21 protein-coding genes are annotated in these 20293 nt (G+C 61.4%); 18 read left to right on the top strand and 3 right to left on the bottom strand.

Annotated features, from left to right (window positions below; genetic code table 11):
• The coding region (locus P8L30_16155; protein MDG2241741.1) for a HEAT repeat domain-containing protein at nt 1-1211 on the top strand (1211 nt) is incomplete at its 5' end.
• Here P8L30_16155 and P8L30_16160 read toward each other — a convergent pair.
• Complete coding sequence (locus P8L30_16160; GenBank protein MDG2241742.1) at nt 1208-2308, bottom strand: hypothetical protein; 1101 nt, start codon at nt 2306-2308, stop codon at nt 1208-1210. The genes P8L30_16155 and P8L30_16160 overlap by 4 nt on opposite strands.
• A gap of 155 nt (nt 2309-2463) precedes the next feature.
• On the opposite strand from P8L30_16160, the gene P8L30_16165 reads away from it, so the two are divergent.
• Genes P8L30_16165 through P8L30_16175 form a run of 3 tightly spaced genes read left to right on the top strand, consistent with a single transcriptional unit; the run spans nt 2464 to nt 6484 of the window.
• Nucleotides 2464-2904, top strand: a complete 441-nt coding sequence (locus tag P8L30_16165; protein MDG2241743.1) for a RidA family protein — start codon at nt 2464-2466, stop codon at nt 2902-2904.
• A 33-nt stretch (nt 2905-2937) separates the two neighbouring features.
• A complete protein-coding gene (locus tag P8L30_16170; protein MDG2241744.1) occupies nt 2938-4206 on the top strand; it encodes an aminotransferase class V-fold PLP-dependent enzyme in 1269 nt (422 codons plus the stop codon).
• A gap of 28 nt (nt 4207-4234) precedes the next feature.
• On the top strand, nt 4235-6484 hold the full coding sequence (locus P8L30_16175) for a DUF2723 domain-containing protein (protein ID MDG2241745.1): 2250 nt from the start codon (nt 4235-4237) through the stop codon (nt 6482-6484).
• Here the strand turns inward: P8L30_16175 and P8L30_16180 are convergent.
• A complete protein-coding gene (locus P8L30_16180) occupies nt 6481-6693 on the bottom strand; it encodes a BlaI/MecI/CopY family transcriptional regulator (GenBank protein ID MDG2241746.1) in 213 nt (70 codons plus the stop codon). The two genes, P8L30_16175 and P8L30_16180, sit on opposite strands and share 4 nt — an antisense overlap.
• Before the next feature lie 317 nt (nt 6694-7010).
• Between P8L30_16180 and moeB the strand changes: the two genes are divergently transcribed.
• Nucleotides 7011-8180: a molybdopterin-synthase adenylyltransferase MoeB gene (moeB, locus tag P8L30_16185; GenBank protein MDG2241747.1), complete on the top strand. Its 1170-nt coding sequence runs from the start codon at nt 7011-7013 to the stop codon at nt 8178-8180.
• 95 nt (nt 8181-8275) lie between these two features.
• Nucleotides 8276-8773 carry an outer membrane beta-barrel protein gene (locus P8L30_16190; protein MDG2241748.1) on the top strand — a complete coding sequence of 166 codons (498 nt, stop codon included), beginning with the start codon at nt 8276-8278 and terminating at the stop codon, nt 8771-8773.
• Here the strand turns inward: P8L30_16190 and P8L30_16195 are convergent.
• A complete protein-coding gene (locus P8L30_16195) occupies nt 8770-10923 on the bottom strand; it encodes a dehydrogenase E1 component subunit alpha/beta (GenBank protein MDG2241749.1) in 2154 nt (717 codons plus the stop codon). The two genes, P8L30_16190 and P8L30_16195, sit on opposite strands and share 4 nt — an antisense overlap.
• Nucleotides 10924-11185: 262 nt before the next feature.
• Between P8L30_16195 and P8L30_16200 the strand changes: the two genes are divergently transcribed.
• From P8L30_16200 to P8L30_16255, 12 genes are all read left to right on the top strand, one after another.
• Entirely contained in the window at nt 11186-11554 is a 369-nt protein-coding gene (locus P8L30_16200; protein ID MDG2241750.1) for a hypothetical protein, read from the top strand.
• Complete coding sequence (locus tag P8L30_16205) at nt 11547-11930, top strand: hypothetical protein (protein MDG2241751.1); 384 nt, start codon at nt 11547-11549, stop codon at nt 11928-11930. The genes P8L30_16200 and P8L30_16205 overlap by 8 nt, the downstream gene beginning before the upstream one ends.
• A 158-nt stretch (nt 11931-12088) precedes the next feature.
• Entirely contained in the window at nt 12089-12550 is a 462-nt protein-coding gene (locus P8L30_16210) for a DedA family protein (GenBank protein MDG2241752.1), read from the top strand.
• Nucleotides 12507-13811 (top strand): dephospho-CoA kinase, encoded by a 1305-nt coding sequence (gene coaE / locus P8L30_16215; GenBank protein ID MDG2241753.1) that lies wholly within the window; start codon nt 12507-12509, stop codon nt 13809-13811. The genes P8L30_16210 and coaE overlap by 44 nt, the downstream gene beginning before the upstream one ends.
• A 104-nt stretch (nt 13812-13915) precedes the next feature.
• Entirely contained in the window at nt 13916-14962 is a 1047-nt protein-coding gene (locus P8L30_16220; protein MDG2241754.1) for a bifunctional oligoribonuclease/PAP phosphatase NrnA, read from the top strand.
• Complete coding sequence (locus P8L30_16225; protein ID MDG2241755.1) at nt 14944-15390, top strand: hypothetical protein; 447 nt, start codon at nt 14944-14946, stop codon at nt 15388-15390. Before P8L30_16220 ends, P8L30_16225 begins: the two co-directional genes overlap by 19 nt.
• Entirely contained in the window at nt 15387-15887 is a 501-nt protein-coding gene (locus P8L30_16230) for a Fur family transcriptional regulator (GenBank protein ID MDG2241756.1), read from the top strand. Before P8L30_16225 ends, P8L30_16230 begins: the two co-directional genes overlap by 4 nt.
• 30 nt (nt 15888-15917) lie before the next feature.
• Nucleotides 15918-16901 carry an agmatinase gene (speB, locus tag P8L30_16235; GenBank protein MDG2241757.1) on the top strand — a complete coding sequence of 328 codons (984 nt, stop codon included), beginning with the start codon at nt 15918-15920 and terminating at the stop codon, nt 16899-16901.
• Between the two features lie 129 nt (nt 16902-17030).
• Complete coding sequence (locus P8L30_16240; GenBank protein MDG2241758.1) at nt 17031-17342, top strand: hypothetical protein; 312 nt, start codon at nt 17031-17033, stop codon at nt 17340-17342.
• A gap of 55 nt (nt 17343-17397) precedes the next feature.
• The gene (locus P8L30_16245) at nt 17398-17955 is read left to right on the top strand and encodes an FtsX-like permease family protein (GenBank protein ID MDG2241759.1); all 558 of its coding nucleotides are present in this window, start codon (nt 17398-17400) and stop codon (nt 17953-17955) included.
• A 95-nt stretch (nt 17956-18050) separates the two neighbouring features.
• Nucleotides 18051-19547, top strand: a complete 1497-nt coding sequence (locus P8L30_16250; GenBank protein ID MDG2241760.1) for a phospholipase D-like domain-containing protein — start codon at nt 18051-18053, stop codon at nt 19545-19547.
• A gap of 9 nt (nt 19548-19556) precedes the next feature.
• Entirely contained in the window at nt 19557-20288 is a 732-nt protein-coding gene (locus P8L30_16255) for a cytochrome c biogenesis protein CcdA (protein MDG2241761.1), read from the top strand.
• Nucleotides 20289-20293: the final 5 nt, after the last annotated feature.

The raw sequence follows: 20293 nt of genomic DNA on the forward strand, positions 1-20293 counted from the left end.
TCGAGATGTCGTTCGACGCTCTGGCTCCGGACGCGCCCGAAGAAGTCGAGATGTCGTTCGACGCTCTGGCTCCGGATGCGCCCGAGGACATAGTGGTCGACTTCGCTTCACTGGCCCCCGATCCGGACGAAGAGGTCTTGCTCGCGCCGGAGAGCGAGCCGCTCGAGGGTGGAGCCGCCGCCGATGTCATGCGGGAAGAAGTGCCGGACGAGGTGAAGGAGGCCGGTCCGGTGCCAGCTCTGGCCGATCCGGACGCACTCTCGGCTGCGCTTGATGCGTTCCTCGCCAGCCCGCGACTCGAAGGAGAGAGGCAGGCGAGAGAGATCCACCAGATGGTGGACGCGCTGCGAGCGGCCAACGCTCTCGAGCCGCTCGCCGACGTTGTAGAACGTCTTGTTACCGAAGCGTCGGACGATGAGGCGAGCCTCGCCTTGGCCGACCTGATGGTCACTGCGGGCGTGGCGAGTCGAATCGCGGCCCGGCTGGGCACGGAGCGTGACGAAGAGCGCCGACAGCATCTGTTCGCCGTGTGTAAGGCCGTTGGGCTCGAAATGGCGATCGCGATTTCGGACGCCCTCTCGGACACGAACGACCGTTTCGCCCGACGCAGTTTCATGGACGCGATGGTGATGTTCGGCAGTACCGGTATGGTCGTAGTTGAGCAGATGGTCGAGGACAATCGCTGGTTCGTGATTCGGAATGCTGTTGCGATTCTCGGTGAGGTCGGCGGCGATCGAGCCGTAGAATTGATCACGAGTACGCTCGCTCACACGGACGGGCGAGTCAGACGAGAGGCCCTTCTCGCCTTGACCAAGCTTGGCGGCGAAGACGCTGGTATGCTTGTTTATGGGATGCTTCAGGATCCCGATCCGGATGCGCGGCTGGCCGCAGCGATGGCGGCCGGTGAGCTGAAGGTGGAACGGGCGTTGAAGCCCCTTTTGGGGATTCTCGATTCAGAGTCGGATGAGAGTGTGACCGTGGCGATCCTGCAGGCGCTTGGGAAGCTGGGCGATCCCGGGGCGGTCAACTCGATCGCGAAACGCGCAACGGTGTCGTTCTTCTCGAAATCGCCGCTTGATGTTCGCATCGCAGCGTACCGAGCCCTCTACAACATTGGGACCCCGCACGCCAAGCGTCTGATCAATCAGGCGGTAGACGACAAGGATCCCGATGTCAAAGCTGCTGTCCGCGACATGATCGGGATGATCTAGATCGTTTCCAGTGCTCGACCTATAGCCCGAAGGAAGAGCGGTACCTCCCGAATCGCCTGAGCTGGAGACGGGAAGGGGTCTTGAGCGGAATGCCCGAAGAGCCGAGTCACAGTCGCTCGGACATCCGAGGACGACACCAGGGCGTCTTGGAGACGGTGACCCTCGGTGTATGGGATGAGATGGTCCTTATACCCGTGAATGATGTGCACGGGGCGCTCCACCTCGGCGAGGTCGGGTCTCGCTTCCATCCCGGGCTCGATCCGCGATCCAGTTTCGGTCAACAAGCCGGCCATCCGTCGGCCCTCTTCGAGATCCGGCTCATCGTTGGACGCCGGGGCGATGAGGTCGAACAGAGGCAGCCGGTCCGGCTCGATGCGACTCCGGGCTTCGACCTTGGCGGGATCGTATATCGGATCCCACGCCACGGCCCCAGTATCGCCAGCTAGCGCTGCCAGGCGTCTCAACTCTCGGGCCACGTCGCCCGCGTCCTCGTACCCGGGGACCGAAGTGAGATAGTTCGCGGCTACGATCCAGCGTCCGTAGGGATCTGGGCGGAGCGTGTGGCTCTGGCCGCCGTACTCATGCTCACCCGTGAACATGAAATTGATCGTGCTCTCAAGGTGACAGTACCCGCCGAAGCCGATCGCACCGAGCACACGATCACGGATGGCCGGATCCGCCATGGCGGCGATGGTATGAGGAGCTCCGAACGAGAAGCCGATCAGGCCGTACCCCTCCGTGCGCACGTCTGACATGCCGTCGAAGGCCTGAATCGCGCGTAAGATCGTGGGTCGCGTGAGGGTGGGTGCGAGATCCAGTTTCCGCCATTCCGGCACGTCGGGCACGAGCACCGCGGCACCTGTCGCCGCGAGCGCTCGTGTGAAGCGGACCAACTGTGGATGCGAGCGACCTGGGCGGGTGATGCCATGCATGACAATCCAGCCAGGAAGTGGCTCCCGGGCTCCTCTCCGCCGGAGCAGCGTCGCCGGAATGGGGGTGCCGTCTCGGTCTAGGACGACGTCCTCTTCGGTCACGTCGGCCCGGCCGGTGAGCCAGGTCCGTACGTAGCGTGTGGTTCGTATCAAGGCGGATGACATGAATGAAGCTACCCGAGGCACGATGCGCAGGGCCAGTCGGAATGCGACGTAGGACCACCCTTCAGTTGGCGGAGTTCGCCTGACCGTCTTGCTCTGCGGGCGTCCTCCCAGCATCATCGGCCAGATCCAATCCGAGCCACTATCAGGAGTTCATCTTGAAACGTTCAGCGTTTGTAGTCGCGTTCCTCACGGCTTTCGTAGCAATGCCCGCAGCCGCTCAGGAAGGTCCTAAGATCTCGCACGGTGCGCGCGCCGGTGTTCCGTACAGCCCAGCCGTCCAAGTCGGCAACATTTTCTGGTTGTCCGGCAAGATAGGAGCTACCGGGGAGACGAGGGGCATGACGGAGGGCCGCACGGCCGCCGAGACCCACAACATCATGGGTCAGTTCGAAGAACTGCTCGCGGAACACGACATGGATCTCAGCAACGTCGTTCGCGGCGTCGTCTACCTCACGGATCTCGACGCCTACGCCGAGATGAACGAGGCGTATGGGTCCTATTTCCCGACCGACGCGCCTTCGCGCGTCACGTTGGAAGTCTCGAATCTGGTCGCCGGAGCGGCCATCGAGATCAGTTTTATCGCGGTGAAGAACTGATCCAGCTCGTTCACACGTCGTTCGGTTGTTGACGTGAGCTTGGACCGCAGAGCCTTCTTCTCCGTCCTGGGTGGCGCTTCATTGGCGTGGCCCAGGGCGGTAGAGGCCTTGGCGCTACAGCTTGCTTCTGGCGGAGCACCTGACGATGAGGCGTTCTGGGGTGTGGTCCGCGGGCAGTTCCTCATCCCGCCAGACAGGATCTACATGAACAACGGCACGCTGGGGGCTCCCCCTCGCGTGGTCGTAGATGCGGTCACCGAACATGCCCGTCGGGTCGCAGCCACGTACCCGCCGCGAGTCTCGTGGGATGACGTGAAGTCGTCTCTCGCCGGCCTGGTCGGAGGAGATCCGGAGGGCTTTGTCTTTCCTCGGAATACGACGGAAGCCATGAACTTCGTGGCGAACGGCCTTGATCTCCCGGACGGCGCAGAGGTGCTTTCAACGGACCACGAGCATATCGGCGGAATCGAGCCGTGGAAGCTGGTGACCCGCCGCCGGGTTCTGCCGCTGAGGACTGTGTCATTGCCCGCGCCGGCTGCCTCCAGTGAGGAGCTACTCGAGGCCGTGTGGTCAGGCGTGACGGACCGGACCAGGGTCGTGTGTGTGTCCCACATCACGTTCACCACGGGGACGATCCTGCCGATCACTGAGCTGTCGGCACGCTGCGCTGAGCGTGACATCGTCCTTGCTGTGGATGGTGCGCATCCGCCCGGGATGATCCAGATGGACCTGAACACCCTCGGCGGCGACTTCTACGCCAGTTCGCCACACAAGTGGCTGTTGGCACCCCAGGGCACAGGGCTCCTGTACATCGCGGAGCCCTGGAGAGAGAAGTTGTGGCCGACCTTGGCTTCCGGGGGGTGGGACGACATGACGTTGGGGGCTCATCGGTTCAACCACATGGGGACGATGGACGAGTCCCGAATCGCTGGTCTACTCGCCGCTACCGAATTCTTCCACGCCCTCGGCATGCAGCGTGTCGAGGGTCGCGTGAGGTACCTGCGGGGCATGCTTCAAGACGGCCTCATGCACATCCCTGGACTGTCTTTGGCCACACCGTCGGACAACGCTCTGAATGCTGCGATGGTCTCATTCCGTATAGACGGGGTGGAGTCCTTGGACTTGCAGGCCCACCTTTCGCGTGCCGCCAAGGTTCGCACCAGAGTGATCGGAGAGTACGACTACGGTTGGATGCGCCTCTCCACGCACATCTACAATTCTCCGGGCGACGTGGCGCGAGTGTTGGAACTGCTGGATGATGCGGCGCGAAATGGTGTTCCTGCTCGAGACGGCCGACCCTAAAACAGCCATACGCCCCAACGGAGACCGGATGATCAGACGTTCTGTGGCAGACGCCACAGCAGCCCTCGGCACGTTCTTCGCTGGGGGCACGGGCGACGAATACACCCCGCCCTACCGGGTGGCGCTGGCGGCGAGCCTCGGTGTACTGATGCTATACGTCCTCACCCTGGCGCCCACCACGGCGTTTTGGGACACTAGTGAGTACATCGCCACGGCCCACATCGTCGGGATCCCCCACCCGCCAGGGAACTCTCTCTTCGTCATGGTCGGCCGAGTCTGGACGATCTTGTTGGCTCCCCTCGGGCTCTCTGTTGCCGTGAGGGTGAATCTCTTGGCTGCGGTCACGAGCGCAGGCGCCTCAGGATTCTTCTTCCTTGTGTCGCATCGGGTGCTCTGGGCCCTGTTCGATCAGAAGGACAAGGCCATATACGGTGCTCTCGCATCGGTGATGATCGGAGCGACCGCGTACACCGTTTGGGGCCAGTCGACGGTCAACGAGAAGGTCTACACCGTCAGTGTCTTCATCATCGCAGCCGTCTCGTGGCTGGCGGTCCGGTGGCGAGATCAACACGATCAGCCCGGAAGCGAACGGTACCTGTTGTGGGCGGTCTTCTTGATGGCGCTGGGTTCGACGAACCACCAGATGTCGGTCCTTCCCCTTCCGGCTCTCGCCGTCTTCGTGCTCTTCACGGACGCCTCGATCGCATGGAGACGGTCGTTCTTGCTCCGGGTGATTCCACTTGGGCTCCTCGGGTTGTCGTTCAACTTCGTGCTCCCGATCCGGTCTGCACTCGAACCGGTGATCAACGAAGGTGAACCCACGTGCGAGTCCTTCGTCTCAGCAGCCCAGGCGGTGTTCAGCAACGGCAAACGTGGCTGCCCGGCGCTCGCCGACAATTTGTCGCGTAAGCAGTATCAGGCGCCGCCCGTGCAAGAGAGGAAGGCGCCGCTCGGCGCTCAGATAGCGACGTATCTTCAGTACTTCGATTGGCAGTGGGCCAGAGGTATCGATGCCTCAGAACAGCCGGGGACCGCGAGGGTGCCATTCACGCTGCTCTTTGTTTTACTGGGCTTTGCGGGCCTGTATGCCGTTTGGCGAGTCGATCGAGGGATCTTCCTCTATCTCTTCACGCTTACGGGCACGCTCACCATCGGGCTCGTCATCTACCTGAATTTCAAGTACGGCTTCTCGCTCAATCCCGAGATCGCGGATACGGCGATGCACGAGGTGCGAGAGCGCGACTATTTCTTCATCGGCGGTTTTATCCTGTGGGGCGCAACAGCAGGGATCGGACTGGGTTGGGTCTGGCACACGCTGGCTGGAATGAGTGACGGGCCTCGCCTTTATAAGACGGCGTCCCCCGTGCTCCTCATCGCCCTGTTCCCGTTGATTCTCAATTGGGATTGGGCCTCCAGATCAGGGGACTATGCGGCCCGTGACTGGGCGTACGACCTCCTTATGAGCGTCGAGCCGTACGGGGTACTCTTCACCAATGGTGACAACGACACCTTCCCGCTTTGGTACCTGCAGGAAGTGGAAGGCGTCCGGAAGGACGTCACCGTCATCGTTGGCGAATACCTCCGCACCGTGTGGTATCCCGACCAGCTCAAGCGCCTGACGGCTCCAGGCCGTCAGCGAGCGTTCAATGCCGAGCAGGTGCCGGGCCTCTACGGCGACCCAGGGCTGCCTACAGAATCGATCATCGACATGGACCGCGTCCAGATGGACCAGGTGGGTCCTGCGCGCCTCAGTGAAGATCTTCGGATCTCTTTCCCCGGTATGGTCGTTCTGTATCCGGCTGACATGGTGCTCGATCGTACGCACCAGATCGCTCTTTCCATCATCCACGATTCTCTCGACGAGCGCCCCGTGTTTTTTGCGTCGTCAGGGGGCATGATGAGCCAGCTCGGACTCAATCGGTGGGGTGTGCGGCATGGCCTGGCGGTGAAATTGGAAATGCGGAATCTGGACGCCCCGCCTCAAGAAGGATGGATCCAAGGGAGTCCCGAATACGGGGCTGAGTGGTACGATGTCCAGGCCAGCCTGGAGCTCTATCAGAATGTCTACGAGTTCCGGGGCATCAAGAGCCGGCCCATTTGGCAGGATCGTTCGACGCTCAATATCCCGTGGCAGTACTACGCCATGACATTGCAGCTATCGGATGTGGCCAGAGCGGCTGGCGTGCCGGAGGAAGAAGTAAGCATCCTCGAGGACGATGCCGAGAACTTCCAGATCGTCGCCCGGGGTGGCGCGAGGGGTACGCCCGGCGGGTCCTAGTCTCTCGTTGCCTGGTCGACCATGCTCTTCATGCGAGCGGCGACATCTGGGGCGAGCATACGGCCATCAACCAATTGGGCGAGCGCAGATTCAGAGGGTCCGTAGTGGATCTTCTCTATGATCGTGCCGAGCGCCTCAGGGCCGGCGACTTCTGGCGCCAACGTCGCGAAGTACCTGTAGGCGCGTCCTTCACGCTCGTGGCGGACCAAGCTTTTCGTTCCAGGATCTGTAGCATCTTCAGAACGCTGGTATACCCTGGTGGGTCATGAAGTTCGTCCTGCACTTCAGCTACGGTCCCAGATCCTTCTCGCCACAAGGTGCTCAAGATGTCGAGTTCTCGCTCGGTAACCCCCGCCACTTTCACCATCGCTGTATCACCCCCGGTGGTTCCTGGATCGTTCTGGTTCACACTCGCCAGCCTAACCCTCGAGGCATCTAGTACGATCCCGCCGGAGTGGGATGACAACTCGTCCTGTGCTCGGCGACGAGGGCGGAACTCGGGACGGGCGAGCGGGTGCAATCTCCAATGACACATTCCGACCTTTCCCGCGCCGAGCTGCTACGGTACGCTCGCCACATTGCATTACCCGAGGTGGGGCTAGATGGACAGGCCCGACTCAAAGAAGCTCGGGTTTTGTGCGTGGGAGCCGGAGGGTTGGGATCGCCACTCGCGCTCTATCTCGCGGCGGCGGGCGTCGGCACTCTGGGGATCGTCGATTTCGACACGGTCGACGCGAGCAATCTCCAGCGGCAGATCCTGCATGGCACAGAAGACATCGGACGCTCCAAACTGGACAGCGCGGCCGACAGTCTTTTGGCGGTCAATCCTCACGTGGAGGTTGTGAAGCACGAGGTTCGACTCTCTTCGGAGAACGCGCTCGACATTCTGAGTGGGTACGACGTGGTAGTGGACGGGACCGACAATTTTCCCACGCGGTATCTGGTGAACGATGCGTGCGTGTTGTCTGGGATACCGAACGTCTACGGGTCCGTTTTTCGTTGGGAGGGACAGGTGTCCGTCTTCGCGACAAAAGGTGGACCGTGTTATCGCTGCCTGTTTCGCGAACCTCCCCCGCCGGGGCTCGTGCCTAATTGCGCCGAAGGTGGCGTCCTCGGTGTTCTTCCGGGCATCATCGGATCGATGCAGGCGATGGAGACGATCAAGCTCATCCTCGGAAAGGGACAGTCTCTGGCTGGCCGTCTCTTGATTTTCGATGCGCTTGATATGACATGGCGGGAGGTTGCCCTAAGAAAGAACCCCGACTGTCCTGTCTGTGGCGACGATCCCACTCAAAGTGCGCTTATCGACTACGGGCTCTTTTGCGGTATTGGGGTCGACGCTGCCGGCGGAGTCGTCCACGGGATTTCCATCCCCGAGATGACAGCGGGTGAGCTCGATGCGTCGTTGTCCGCGGAAGACGAGGCGCCGTTCCTTTTGGACGTTAGGGAGCCTTGGGAATGGGCTGTGAGCAATTTGTCCGCGCGTGGAGCTCGTCTGATCCCGCTCGGTGAACTCACAGAGCGGATGGCCGAGGTCCCCAACGACCGGCCCATTATCGTGTACTGCCGGAGCGGTCAGCGGAGCATGACGGCCGCTCGTCAACTCGCGGAGGCTGGTCTGGGACCCATTACGAACCTCGAGGGTGGCATTCTCTCTTGGGCGAGGGACGTCGAGCCGGGCCTGCCGGTGGTCTAGCGCTGCATTGCCGGCCACTAATGCTTGCCGCTCCTCCCCGCTTCGTGCGAGACTGGTATAGACGCTCTACGACAATGCCCCCAAGGATGACGCCCATGCGCCGTATCGCGCTTCTTGCTGCCCTCGCCCTCGCGATGCCCGCTGCCGCCAGTGCCCAGGCCCGCCTCATGGTCGGTGGAGGGCTCGGCACTCCGATCGGTACTTTCGCGGATTCGCGCGAAGCGGGAATGCACGGCCGAGTTGGGATTCAGATCGGCGTCCCGATCTTTCCGGTCTCCGCCCGACTGGAAGGTGAACTGCATCGGCTTCCGGAGACGGGTGGTGACAACACCACGATGTTGACCGGAACGATCAGTGGCGTCGTCTCACTCGGAGGGCTCGGGCTCTCGCCCTACGTGGTCGGCGGATTCGGGAAGTACCACATCAATACGAGCGCTGCCGAGGCGGCGACCTCGAACGGAATCCACGGAGGCTTCGGAGTGAGCGTGGGCGCACTCGGATTCGGTGGTTATGCGGAAATTCGACTCGTGAACATTAGAGACCTGTCCGGCGACTTGCGGTACATCCCGATCACCGTGGGCTTCCGCTTCTAGTAGGAGGCGAGGTCCAGCACTGCATCCACGATTATTGGTGTCTGCGGCAGGATGACGTTCTCCACGGCGGGAGCGTAAGCCACCCAGGTATCGAGCGAGGCTACGCGCTTCACCGGTCCATCGAGGTACTCGAAGAGTTCGTCGGCAATACGTGCCACGATCTCAGAGCCGATTCCCCATGAAAGGGAATCCTCATGCACGACCATCACCTTGTTGGTCTTCTTCACGGAATCGGCGATCCGCTCCATGTCGAACGGCTGCACCGTGCGTAGGTCGATGACCTCGACTTCGACGCCGTGCTGCTCGGACGCGATCTTGGCGGCATCGAGGCTGCGTTTCACCAGCGCCCCACACGTGACCAACGTAATGTCGGAGCCTTCGCGGCGGACCTTGGCCTTCCCGAACGGAATCATGTACTCGGGGCCTGGGTTGCGCCCCTTGTTGTAGATCTGTCGGTACAGGTGCTTGTGCTCGAGGAAGAGGACCGGGTCTTCGCAACGGATCGCGGTACGCAGGAGACCCGCGGCGTCCTCGGCCGTAGACGGCATGCAGACGTGCAGGCCAGGGCAGTGCGTGAAGAGTGTTTCACCCGTCTGAGAGTGGTAGATGCCTCCGCCCTTCAGATAGCCTCCGTACGTCGTTCGGATGACGAGCGGCGCCGCGAATGTCCCGTTCGAGCGATAGCGCATGGTCGCCAGCTCGTTTCGGATCTGGTGGAACGCCGGCCAGATGTAGTCGAAGAACTGGATCTCGACGATGGGGTTCATCCCTCTGAGCGCCTGTCCGATGGCTCTTCCAACGATGTTCGCCTCAGCGAGCGGCGAGTTGTACACCCGCTCTGCCCCGAACTTCGCCTGAAGGCCATGCGTGACTTTGAAAACACCGCCCTTTCCCTTCACCTCACCCAGCGCCGCGGGTTTGGACACGTCGGCGACGTCTTCGCCGAACACCACGATGCGCGGATCGCGCTCCATCTCTGACGCCATACACGCGTTCAGTAGATCGACCATGGTGAGGAGCTTGTCGTCCTCGTACTGCGGATCGTCCTCGGTGTCGAAGTCGTCGGACGTGGGATCCACATCCTCTGAGAAGAGGTGCTGCAACGCAGTAGAGGGATCCGGCTGGGGCGACTTGAGCGCGTCGTCCGCGGCCTGAGCCACTTCGTCGGTGATGCTTGCCTCGAGCGTGTCGAGTTCCTCCTCGGAGGCGATCCCGTTTTCGATCAACAGGGAACGCGTTCGGGTCAGCGGGTCGCGGACCTCTTGAACCGCGCGTTCTTCTTCTGTGCGATAGGTCCGCTCGTCGTCGGACATCGAGTGGGAGTAAGGTCTCGTGCAGTGCGCGTGAATCAGGGCAGGGCCCTTTCTCTCACGGGCATAAGCGATTGCTTCACCTGCGGTGCGATATGCTTCGACCACATCGGTGCCGTCGCACTCCAGGATGTGTAGACCTGGAAAGCCGGAAACCAGCTTGGAAATACTGCCTCCGGCCGTCTGCACCGCGACCGGCACACTAATCGCGTACCCGTTGTCCTCAACGACGTAGACCACCGGTAGGTTGAGATTGCACGCGCTGTTCAGTGATTCCCAGAACTCACCTTCAGACGTTGTCCCGTCACCGGTCGTGACGATGACTACTTCGTCGTCCTCGAATCGGTCGATGAGTTCGCGGACGCCATCCACGCCAGCGATTTTGGTGCCCGCTTCGGCCGCTCCGACCGCCTGTAAGAACTGCGTGCCGGTTGGTGACGATGTGCTCGCGATGTTGTACCGCACATCACCGTAGTGAGCAGGCATCTGACGGCCACCGGAGGCCGGATCCGCCTCGGCACCCACCGCCTGCAGCAGGTGGTCGAGCGGTGTTTGCCCAAGCGCCAGCGTCATCGCGCGGTCGCGGTAGTACAGGAAGAACCAGTCGTGGGCGGACTTGCAGTGCTCTGCAACAGCGACGCCGATGGCTTCGTGACCTGCACCGGAAATCTGGAAGAAAATCTTGTTCTGCCGCTTGAGGCTGATCTCGCGATCGTCGACTCGACGCGAGGTAACCATCGTGCGATAGAAGCGGAGTAACTGCTCGGGGGACAGTCCCGCTAGATCCGTTGTCGACTCATTTTCAGCAGTCGCAAGAATCTCTTTCTCTTGTGTCGCCATGAACCCTTCAATCGTCTGGTCAATTTCCAGCCACAAAGATAGCGCCCACAGGGAGCAGGTGCAGGGTTGACTGCACGAAGGAGGTTGGCCCGCTGCCGAACGCTCCCCGCCGTTCCAACGTCTGACACGCAGAGTATCCGATCGAAAGAAGGATCGGTCGATCGGTGTTTTTCGCGAGATCAAGCGCTTCTGGCCCCGAAGGCCTGTGACTGTGGGAACCGGCCGAGGTTAGCGGTACGGAAGGTGCAGCAACAGGAAACAAATGGCGCTGCCCTCCTTCAGATCGTTGTTTTGCACCGTAGCGCGCTCTAGCTTTCCACCAGACATCCGCCGCCCAGGGCGGTGTGAGGCCCGAACCAAGGACGAGTCGCTGTACCTGACCATGGCTGGGTTGGCGCTTCGGCGCCCCCGAACGATCCCGTACCTGCTGCAAGCAGCGTGGGCCTTCAGGGCCCGCGGATGGTATCGGTGTGCACCGTTTCTTCCGCTACCACCGGCATCGTATATGCGCTGGCGTTTGGAGACGGCGTACGGCGCGGCGGACGCCAAGCCATCTGATGACGAGATCGAACGTTACGTGCTCTGGACGTCCCGCATGCGTGCTGAGATGACCCGGGGGCCCGTTGTCTAGACTGTTCCTCTTGGTTCTGCTCGGGGTTACTGCGACGTACTACTTCCCGGATTCGAGGCAGATGTTGTTGGAGTTTGCCGCGCCCGTCGTCGCGCCCGCTGTGAAGTGGAGCACGCAAGGAGAGATGGGACAGGTGGGGCGAAACGTTATAGAACATGAGCGTCTGACCGGGCAGCTCCCGGATCGCCGGAACTGGGTGGGGTGGCTCGATTACCGCTACTCTGCGGACGACCTCAGGAAGGATCCATGGGGGACCGTCTATCAACTCCAGGTGTGGGCGGACTCCGTTGCGATCGTGTCATACGGACCTGATCGAACACGTTCCACGGACGACGACTTCCAGGTTGTGACCCTGCGCGAAAGGCGTGGGCGTTAACCAACTCCTCGAGCTGCTCGTCGCGTACGGCCCCGCGTTGCTTTTCACGCTGGCCGTTCTTGAGACCAGCTTTGTGACGGGACTCTTCGTACCGTCCGGCGTCGCCACTTCTCTCGCTACCGTGCTCGCGCTTCAGGGGAGAGTCGAACTCGTACCTAATGATCGTGGCCGCTACAGTCGGCGGAGCGGTGGGAGATTCCATCGGGTTCTGGGTCGGACGGCGTGCCGGTGAAAGGGCTCTTCTCGGCGACAGGCGGTGGGCTCGCAGAATCGCTCCCGGGCGCGCTGCGCTGGAAAGACTCTACGGGAAACATCCTGTGTATTCGGTGACCGTTGCTCGGTTGATCTCTTTTGTGCGCACCATGATGCCGATGGCGGCCGGCATGAGCGGGCTCCCATACCGGACTTATCTTCTGTACGAGCTAGTTGGCCTCGTGGGTTGGACCGCGATGTATGTCGCGATCGGTGTTCTCGCTAGGGAAAGTTGGGGAGTGGTCACACAGCTCGTCGGAGTGGGCGGCACGGCTGTATTCGCCGTCGTGGGTGTCTCTATTTGGATCTTTATGAAGCGTTCGGATGAAGTTGCAAGCGATGCTCCCGCTGGAGATGCGGATGCTTAATATCGCGCTCACCGGGAACGCAGCCTCCGGGAAGTCCGCGGTAGCGGGTTTCTGGGCTGGAGCAGGGGTGCCTGTGGTGAGTGCAGATGAACTTGCGAGGCAGGCTGTGGAGCCCGGGTCCGGCGGACTGAACGCCGTTCGTGAGTTGTTCGGACCCGATGTCATCACCACAGATGGGACCCTCGACCGGGCGGCTTTGGGCGCTGTGATTTTTGCGGACGAGTCGAAGCGCGAGCGACTCGAGGCCATTGTGCATCCCATCATTTGGACGCTCAGGGACGAGTGGCTGGCTGAGCGTCGAGTTGAAGGCCATCCTCTCGTCGTCTCTGAGATTCCTCTGCTGTTCGAGACGGGCGCTGAGGGTGACTTCGACCAAATCGTGTTCGTGGATGCTGCGCAGGTGGAACGCCGCCGGCGTCTCATTGAGGATCGAGGGATGTCAGAAGACGGTGCTGTTAGGATGATGGCGGCTCAGAGGGATCCCGGACCGAAACGGGATCGATCAGATCACGTGATCATGAACGACGGCACCTTGGCCGATCTCGAGGCGTCGGCCAATCGGGTCCTGAAGGACCTGAGGGAGATCGCTGGCGGGGGCACGATACGCATGGATCTCCACCTCCACACCGCTGGGAGCTGGGACTGTTTGTCCGATCCCGAAAAGGTGCTCGAGCGCGCGTTGGCCCAAGGTCTCGACCGGATCGCCATTACCGATCACAATAAGCTCCATGTGGCACTACGCATGGCGGAAGCGTACCCGGACCGGATCGTGCCGGGTGAAGAAGTGAAGACCGCCGAAGGTGTGGATGTCATAGGACTCTACCTGACCGAGGAAATTCCCAAGGGCACGCCAGCCGTCGAGACGATTGAGCGTATTCGTGCGCAGGGTGGTGTGCCTTACCTGCCTCACCCCTTCGCGGGTGGAAAGGGCGGGGGGGGTAGACTCGCCGAAGATCTCGCCCCGCTGTGTGACGTCGTCGAGGTGTTCAACGCGCGGCTTCACTCAGAGAGGCCCCAACGACTTGCGGACGAACTCGCGGAGCGGCATGGGAAGCTCAAAGGAGCCGGATCGGACGCGCATACCATCGGGGAATTGGGGACCACATTTGTGGAGGTCCCGGGTCATCCGAATACTCCAGCCGGCCTTCTGGCTGCTCTCCGGCAGGCGCAGGTTACCGGGAAGTCTTCGTCCCACCTCGTGCACCTCGCATCCACTTGGGCGAAAGTGCGGAAGAAGCTCCCCGGAGCCCCAACCGGTTAGAGGTGCTCGGCGGGCCGCCGAACGTGGCGCGTGAGACTCACTCTGTGTAGATCTCAGAGCGTGGCATTCGCGACGTAAAATTCCTTCTGGGATAGGAGATCACCTTGAGCTACCGGACGCCTAGAAAGCGGACGGCGATGGTCAAGGAAGCCCGTAACGCGTTGCTCGCGGGACGACGGGTTGTGCTGACCACGCACCTGAATGCGGATGGCGACGGCGCGGGCTCAGAGGCCGCCGTTGCCTCTTGGCTCAGGGGGAACGGAACCGAGGTTTGGATCATCAATCCCACGCCGTTCCCGGACGGGTTCCGGTTCCTGATGGAGAACCAAGACTGGATCGTCCCGGCAGGGTCTCGCCGGGCCCGGCAGATTTGTGATTCAGCGGACCTCGCCGTCGTTCTCGACACAGGGGAAGTCCCCCGGATCGGCCGTGTGAGAGATCTCATTCGTGATATCCCAACGGTCGTCGTGGATCACCATCCGCCTGGTGAACAATCCATTGGTGGAATCTCCTTCCGAGACCCGCAGGCGTGCGCGACAGGTGAACTCGTGTACGACCTGGTGCAGGCATCCAATGGGCCTTGGAACGACTACGTCGCTCAAGGGATCTACACGGCGATTATGACGGACACGGGGTCGTTTCGGTTCACGAACTCCACCCCAGATTGCCACGAGATCGCGGCCGAAATGATCGAGCGGGGAGTGAACCCCGAGGCTACTTGGACACGGGTGTACGGAGCCGCGCCATTAAGGAAGTTCAAGATCCTGAGGCACGCATTGGCCACACTTGACTCGGACCCGGAACTCGGGATCACCTGGATGACGGTGCCGACCGAGGTCTACAAGGAACTGGATGCCACACCGGAGGACCTGGAGGGTATGGTCGACATCCCGCGGTCTGTGGATGGTACACGGGTTGGTGTGCTTTTCCGTCTGGCGTCCACGGGCGAGATCAAACTCTCTTTCCGATCCAACGGGCCGGTCGACGTGAACGCGTTGGCCCGCAAGTTTGGCGGAGGAGGACACGTAAAGGCGTCCGGTGCGATGGTGGCCGGGCCGCTCGATCGTGCGATTGAAGAGGTGCTTGAGGTGACACGAAAGGCCGTGCGCCGACAACTGGAAAAAGGGAGCGAATGTCACAGCCGCCAGTGAGGGACCGATCTGCAGACCCGGGCGTGCCCGAGGCGCTGCCCAGATCTCTCATTCGCCTCAGGGATCAACTTGGTGCGGACACCGTCGACCGGCTGTGGATTTTTCCTCCTGTGCGGCGTGGGCGGCGCGAGCAGGGGCTCCTCGCGGTCAGCACGTTCCTAGAAGGTGAAGACCGCCGGGTCATGGTGACCGCTGCCTACACGGCTGAGCACACTGGGAAGGGTGTGTCCGTGGCCACGTCGTTTACCCAAGAAGGGGAAGCCCCGGCGGAGCTGTTTCCAGGAGTCATGGCGGGTGTGGTTCGGCGTTCGGGAGCGGTTGAAGGTCAGGGGGAACCCCGTGAAGTAGAGATCGGGGGGTCGGCTGAGAAGTTCGAAGAGCTTCTCGAGGAGTTCGATGTCGACTTTTTGGAGGCCCAGCAGCTGTGAAGTCAGTTCCGGTGGAACACCCGCATATTCGGCTCTTTAGTCGGTACCTGCGCGATCAAGGACTCCCGGTCACGCAACAGCGAAGTGCGGTCGCGGAAATTGTCTTCGGCTCCGACGCCCATCTGTCCGTGGACGATCTGGAAGGCCTGCTTCGCGACCGCTCGAAGAGAATCGGCAAGGCGACGATTTACCGAACCCTAGACCTGTTGGTGCGAAGTCGACTGGTGGCTGAGCATGACTTCGGAGAGGGCTTCAAGCGCTACGAGCATCGCCTTTCCCAAAGCCCAGTCCACGAGCACCTGATCTGCCTCGAGTGCGGAAAGGTCTCTGAGTTCGAGAGCACCGAACTGTACACGGTGGAAAACCGCGTACGCCGTGAACATGGGTTCATTCCCGTACGGCACCGGCTCGAGATTTACGGACTATGTGGTCAGTGCCAGGCCGCAGGTGTAGAAATCCCCAATGAAGGTCTCCTCTGTCCCATCGAGATCGTCTGACCCGGACGCTCGACTCACTCGGTACGATCCATGCCCAACCGACGCGATCCCGACATTGGCCGCGGCCACGAGAGTGACCAGATAGCGGCGCCTGCCGGCGTGCCAAGTGAATTGAGTGACCTCCCGTGGGAATTGCCCCATACGTTTCTGGCTATGGACGAGGTCTCTGGGGCGCTGGAGACGGCGGCCGGAGTGATTCTCCCGGTCCCGTACGAATCCACGACATCGTGGGGCGGGGGCACTCGCCTCGGGCCCCGTGCGATCATCGAGGCATCACGCTACATCGAACTCCACGACCAAGAGTTCGGGTGCGAACCGGCGGCCGTGCTTGGGATCAACACCCTGCCTGCACTCGAACTCACTCGTGCCGGGGCGACCCCTGCCATGGTAGAGCTTCGTGAGTCGTACGGCCGCATCGCATCAGCCGTCGGAGAGAGATTTCTCATCATGCTGGGCGGAGAGCACTCCATCTCCTCTGCCGCTGTGCTCGCACAGGCCGATCGGCATGAGGAACGCCTGACCGTGCTCCAGATGGACGCACACGCGGATCTTCGCGGTGAGTACGAAGGCACACCTGATTCACACGCCTCGGCCATGGCTCGCGTGCTCGACCGCGCGGACGTGGTGGCCGTCGGTGTCCGAGGTGTCAGTCAAGAAGAGGTGGATGTGTCGAATGCCCATGCCGGCTCCACACTCGTTTGGGCGGACGAGATGATGGATGACGACGCCTGGATGGACAAAGCGATCGATGCGTTAGGACCCAAGGTCTATCTCACGTTCGACGTCGACTACTTTGATCCGTCGTTCGTGCCGTCCACGGGGACGCCGGAGCCAGGTGGCGGTGATTGGTATCGCACTCTCCGGTTTCTCAAACGGGTGTTTGCGGAACGTGAGGTCGTCGCCGCCGATGTGGTCGAGTTGGCGCCGACGCCCGGGCTCAACGCTCCCGACTTCTTGGTTGCGAAACTCGTCTACAAGCTCGTGTCCTACCGGTATCAGGGCCGGCTCGTCTAATTTTGCTCGGTAATCAGCCCAGGTTGTGAACGTTCAAGACATGAACGTGACCGGGTAGCATTGTTTGGGCTTTCGGGGCGCCGCGGGCGTCTCGATTGGGTGGAGAAAGGGAATGGGAACGGAAAAATCATGCTGAAAAACGTCCGATCCTCTGTCCTTAGTCTCACACGCACTCCCGGATACACGATCGCCTTCATTCTGACCCTGGGACTCGGGATCGGGATGAACACGGCCATCTTCAGCGTCGGAAGTGAGGTCTTCCTCGCGCCGCTCCCGTATCTGGATGCTGATCGCATCATGTACGTGCGGCACTCGGCCCAAAGCACCGGGATCCCGAATTTGTCTTTCTCGTTCTTAGAGGTCGACGACCTTCGCACGGCACGGACGTTGGATGAGTTGGTCGAGTACGGCGATCGGACCTTCACCGTCGTTGGTGACTAGGAACCCCACCGTCTACCGCCCGGCCGCTCAGTCCTCTGCTGGGCCGAGCATTCTTGTGAAGACGAGTGGCGACCCCGGGCCTCTGTCGGCCAGGGTTCGGGAAGTGGTGCAGAGCCTGGATGCGGATCGGCCGCTGGACCAGGTCGCGACGCTCGAGGCGCTACGGAACGACAACATCGCCCCGGAGTGTTTGAATGCCACACTCTTCACCGCGTTCGCCGTCCTAGCGCTCTTCATCGCTGCGGTCGGCGTCCTTGGTGTTCTGGCCTTGGTCAGCCAGCGGACCCAGGAGTTTGGTGTCCGCATGGCGCTGGGTGCCCGACAGGGCCAAGTGCTCGCCATGGTAATGAAGGAGGGAGCGCTTCTCGCGATTGGCTCACTCGTCGCGGGAGGACTGGCCGCGCTCGGTCTTTCCCGTTTCTTAGTCGGGTTCTTGTTCGAGGTCGAAGTTACGGACCCTACCACGTATCTGAGCGTCGGTGCAGTTCTGTGCCTCGTCGCATTGGTGGCGGCTTATGTACCCGCCAGGCGCGCGACGCTTGTGGATCCCATGGAGGCGCTCCGCTCGGAGCAGCTCTTTCGGGCATTTCGGGTCCAGCTTGATTGGGGGTGAGCCTCTCTCGACCTTTGGAGAGACTCGCCTTGTCTCTTTTAGGCCCATCCTCCGTGCCCGAACCGCTTGATCACGCTTCTACGAAACGGGCCCCTGTGGTGCAAAACACCGACGGGGCTGCCTTCCCGTGGATGGAGGTCGAGCGAGCGACCGGGTCTCCCACGATTGCAGGTAATGTGCTCGGACTCCAGTTCGAGGGGTCGAGCACATTCGAAGCGTGGATCGACGCGATCGACTCTGCGCAGCGCTTCGTCTATTTCGAGAACTACCTGGTCCGGGATGATCGGGTGGGACGAGCCTTCCGGGACGTGTTGGTGAGGAAGGCCCGAGAGGGCGTTCCCGTCTGCCTCGTATACGACTGGCTTGGTTGTTGGGCGACCCCCCGCTCCTATTGGAAACCGCTCATCCAGGCAGGGGCGCAGGTGCGGGCTTTCAATCGCCCATCTCTGGGCTTAGGAAACCCTTTCGGTGCGGTGCAGCGAGATCACCGGAAGCTGGTCGTCATCGACGGCGATGTCTGTTTCGTAGGTGGCTTCTGCCTAGGTGACGAATGGGCTGGCACCAAGACCGAAGCTCCGTGGCGGGACACGGGGATCGAGATCAGAGGGCCTGCTGCCCTTTCCGCGGCGCGTGCCTTCGAGGCCATGTGGGATCAGGAAGGAGATCCCCTCTTTTTTTCCTCCACTGTGCCGAAAACCGAACCGCCCGGAGATACCCCGGTGTGGCTCATCGAGGGAGAGCCGGGGAAGGCGCGAGTTTATCGAACCTTGCATCTTGCGGCCGCTCGTGCCCGTCAGCGCATCTGGATCACCGATGCGTATTTCGTCGCACCTCGGTCCATCTCCGAGGCGCTCGGTGCGGCGGCGCAGCAGGGGGTCGACGTTCGTATTCTGGTGCCCGCCCATAACAATTGGCCGCTCGTAGGGTCCTTATCCAGAGGGGGATATCGATTCCTTCTCGAATCGGGGGTGCGTGTCTTCGAGTGGCAGGGGCCCATGATCCACGCTAAGACGTCCGTGGTAGACGGTACCTGGTGCCGGGTTGGGTCGAGCAATCTGAATTCGGCCAGCCTCATGGGGAACTGGGAGCTCGATGTCGGCGTTCTGGATGTGAGTCTCGCAGGACAGTTGGAGGGGCTCTTCCTTGCGGACTTGGCGTCTTCGTCCGAAATCGTACTCCCCGGGAGAGGGCACGGCGGGCCGGCTCGAGTGGTGCAGGGCAGAGTGGACACGAAATCGTTGGATCCGCAAGGCACGTTGCCGGAAAGACTGGAACAGCAAATTCGGTCGATGGGAAGTACGCCAGGACAGATTAGAATGGCGCCTTTGTTTCGCGCGAGTGCGGCACTCGGCGAAGCCTTGGCTGGGGACCGCACGCTTGGGAGAGAGGACCGTACCGTGCTCGGTACGGTGTCCGTCTTCATCATCGCGTTGGCAGTGTTCGCGGCGGCGCTCCCGGTCGTGGTGGGGTGGATCGTGGCATTTGTGGCAGGGTGGTTCGGCTTGACTACGGCAATTCGCGCGTATCTTCAGGCGCGCAGAGCAAACGCCGAGGAGCGCAAAGCCGCGCTCGAAGACGGCGCACAGACATAGAGAGAGAATGTGAACGAAATAGAAGTCGGTATTTTTATCGCTTTTACGGCCGGAATTTTCTCATTCCTGTCTCCGTGCGTTTTACCTCTTGTGCCCAGTTATCTGACGCTGGTCACCGGCATGAGTCTGGAAGACCTGGAAGCGGGCGTGAACCGGAAGGCGACGTTCGTCCACTCGCTCCTTTTCGTGCTCGGGTTCAGCGTGATCTTCATTCTGCTGGGAGCGTCGGCGTCGTTCTTGGGGCAGTTTTTTCGACAGTACGAGATCTGGATCGCGCGGGTCGGCGGACTGGTCATCATCGTTCTTGGCTTACACCTGTCCGGTCTGTTCAAAATCACGCCGCTCATGCGCGAGAAGCGCATGCATTTCAAAAACAAGCCGGCGGGTTACATCGGGACATTCGGGGTCGGTATGGCATTTGGTGCAGGGTGGACGCCCTGCATTGGGCCCATCCTCGGCGCCATTCTGACCTACGGCTTCTCGCAGGACACGATGTGGGCAGGGGTTGGGTTGCTGACCGTCTACTCCGCGGGGCTCGCGATCCCGTTCCTGATCGCGTCTCTCGCTCTCGACTCGTTCCTACAGGCTTTCAAGAAATTCCGCCGCTGGATTCCGGTGGTGGAAAAAGCCTCAGGAATCATGCTCGTGCTGCTGGGCATCCTCCTGCTTACCGGAAAGTTCACCGTGCTAACGGCCGTTCTCGCGCGCTTTACGCCTGAATTTATTCAGAATCGGATCTAGAGCGG

It is taken from the genome of Longimicrobiales bacterium, from assembly GCA_029245345.1.
In the GTDB taxonomy this organism is placed as follows: Bacteria; Gemmatimonadota; Gemmatimonadetes; order Longimicrobiales; family Gaopeijiaceae; genus CALFPJ01.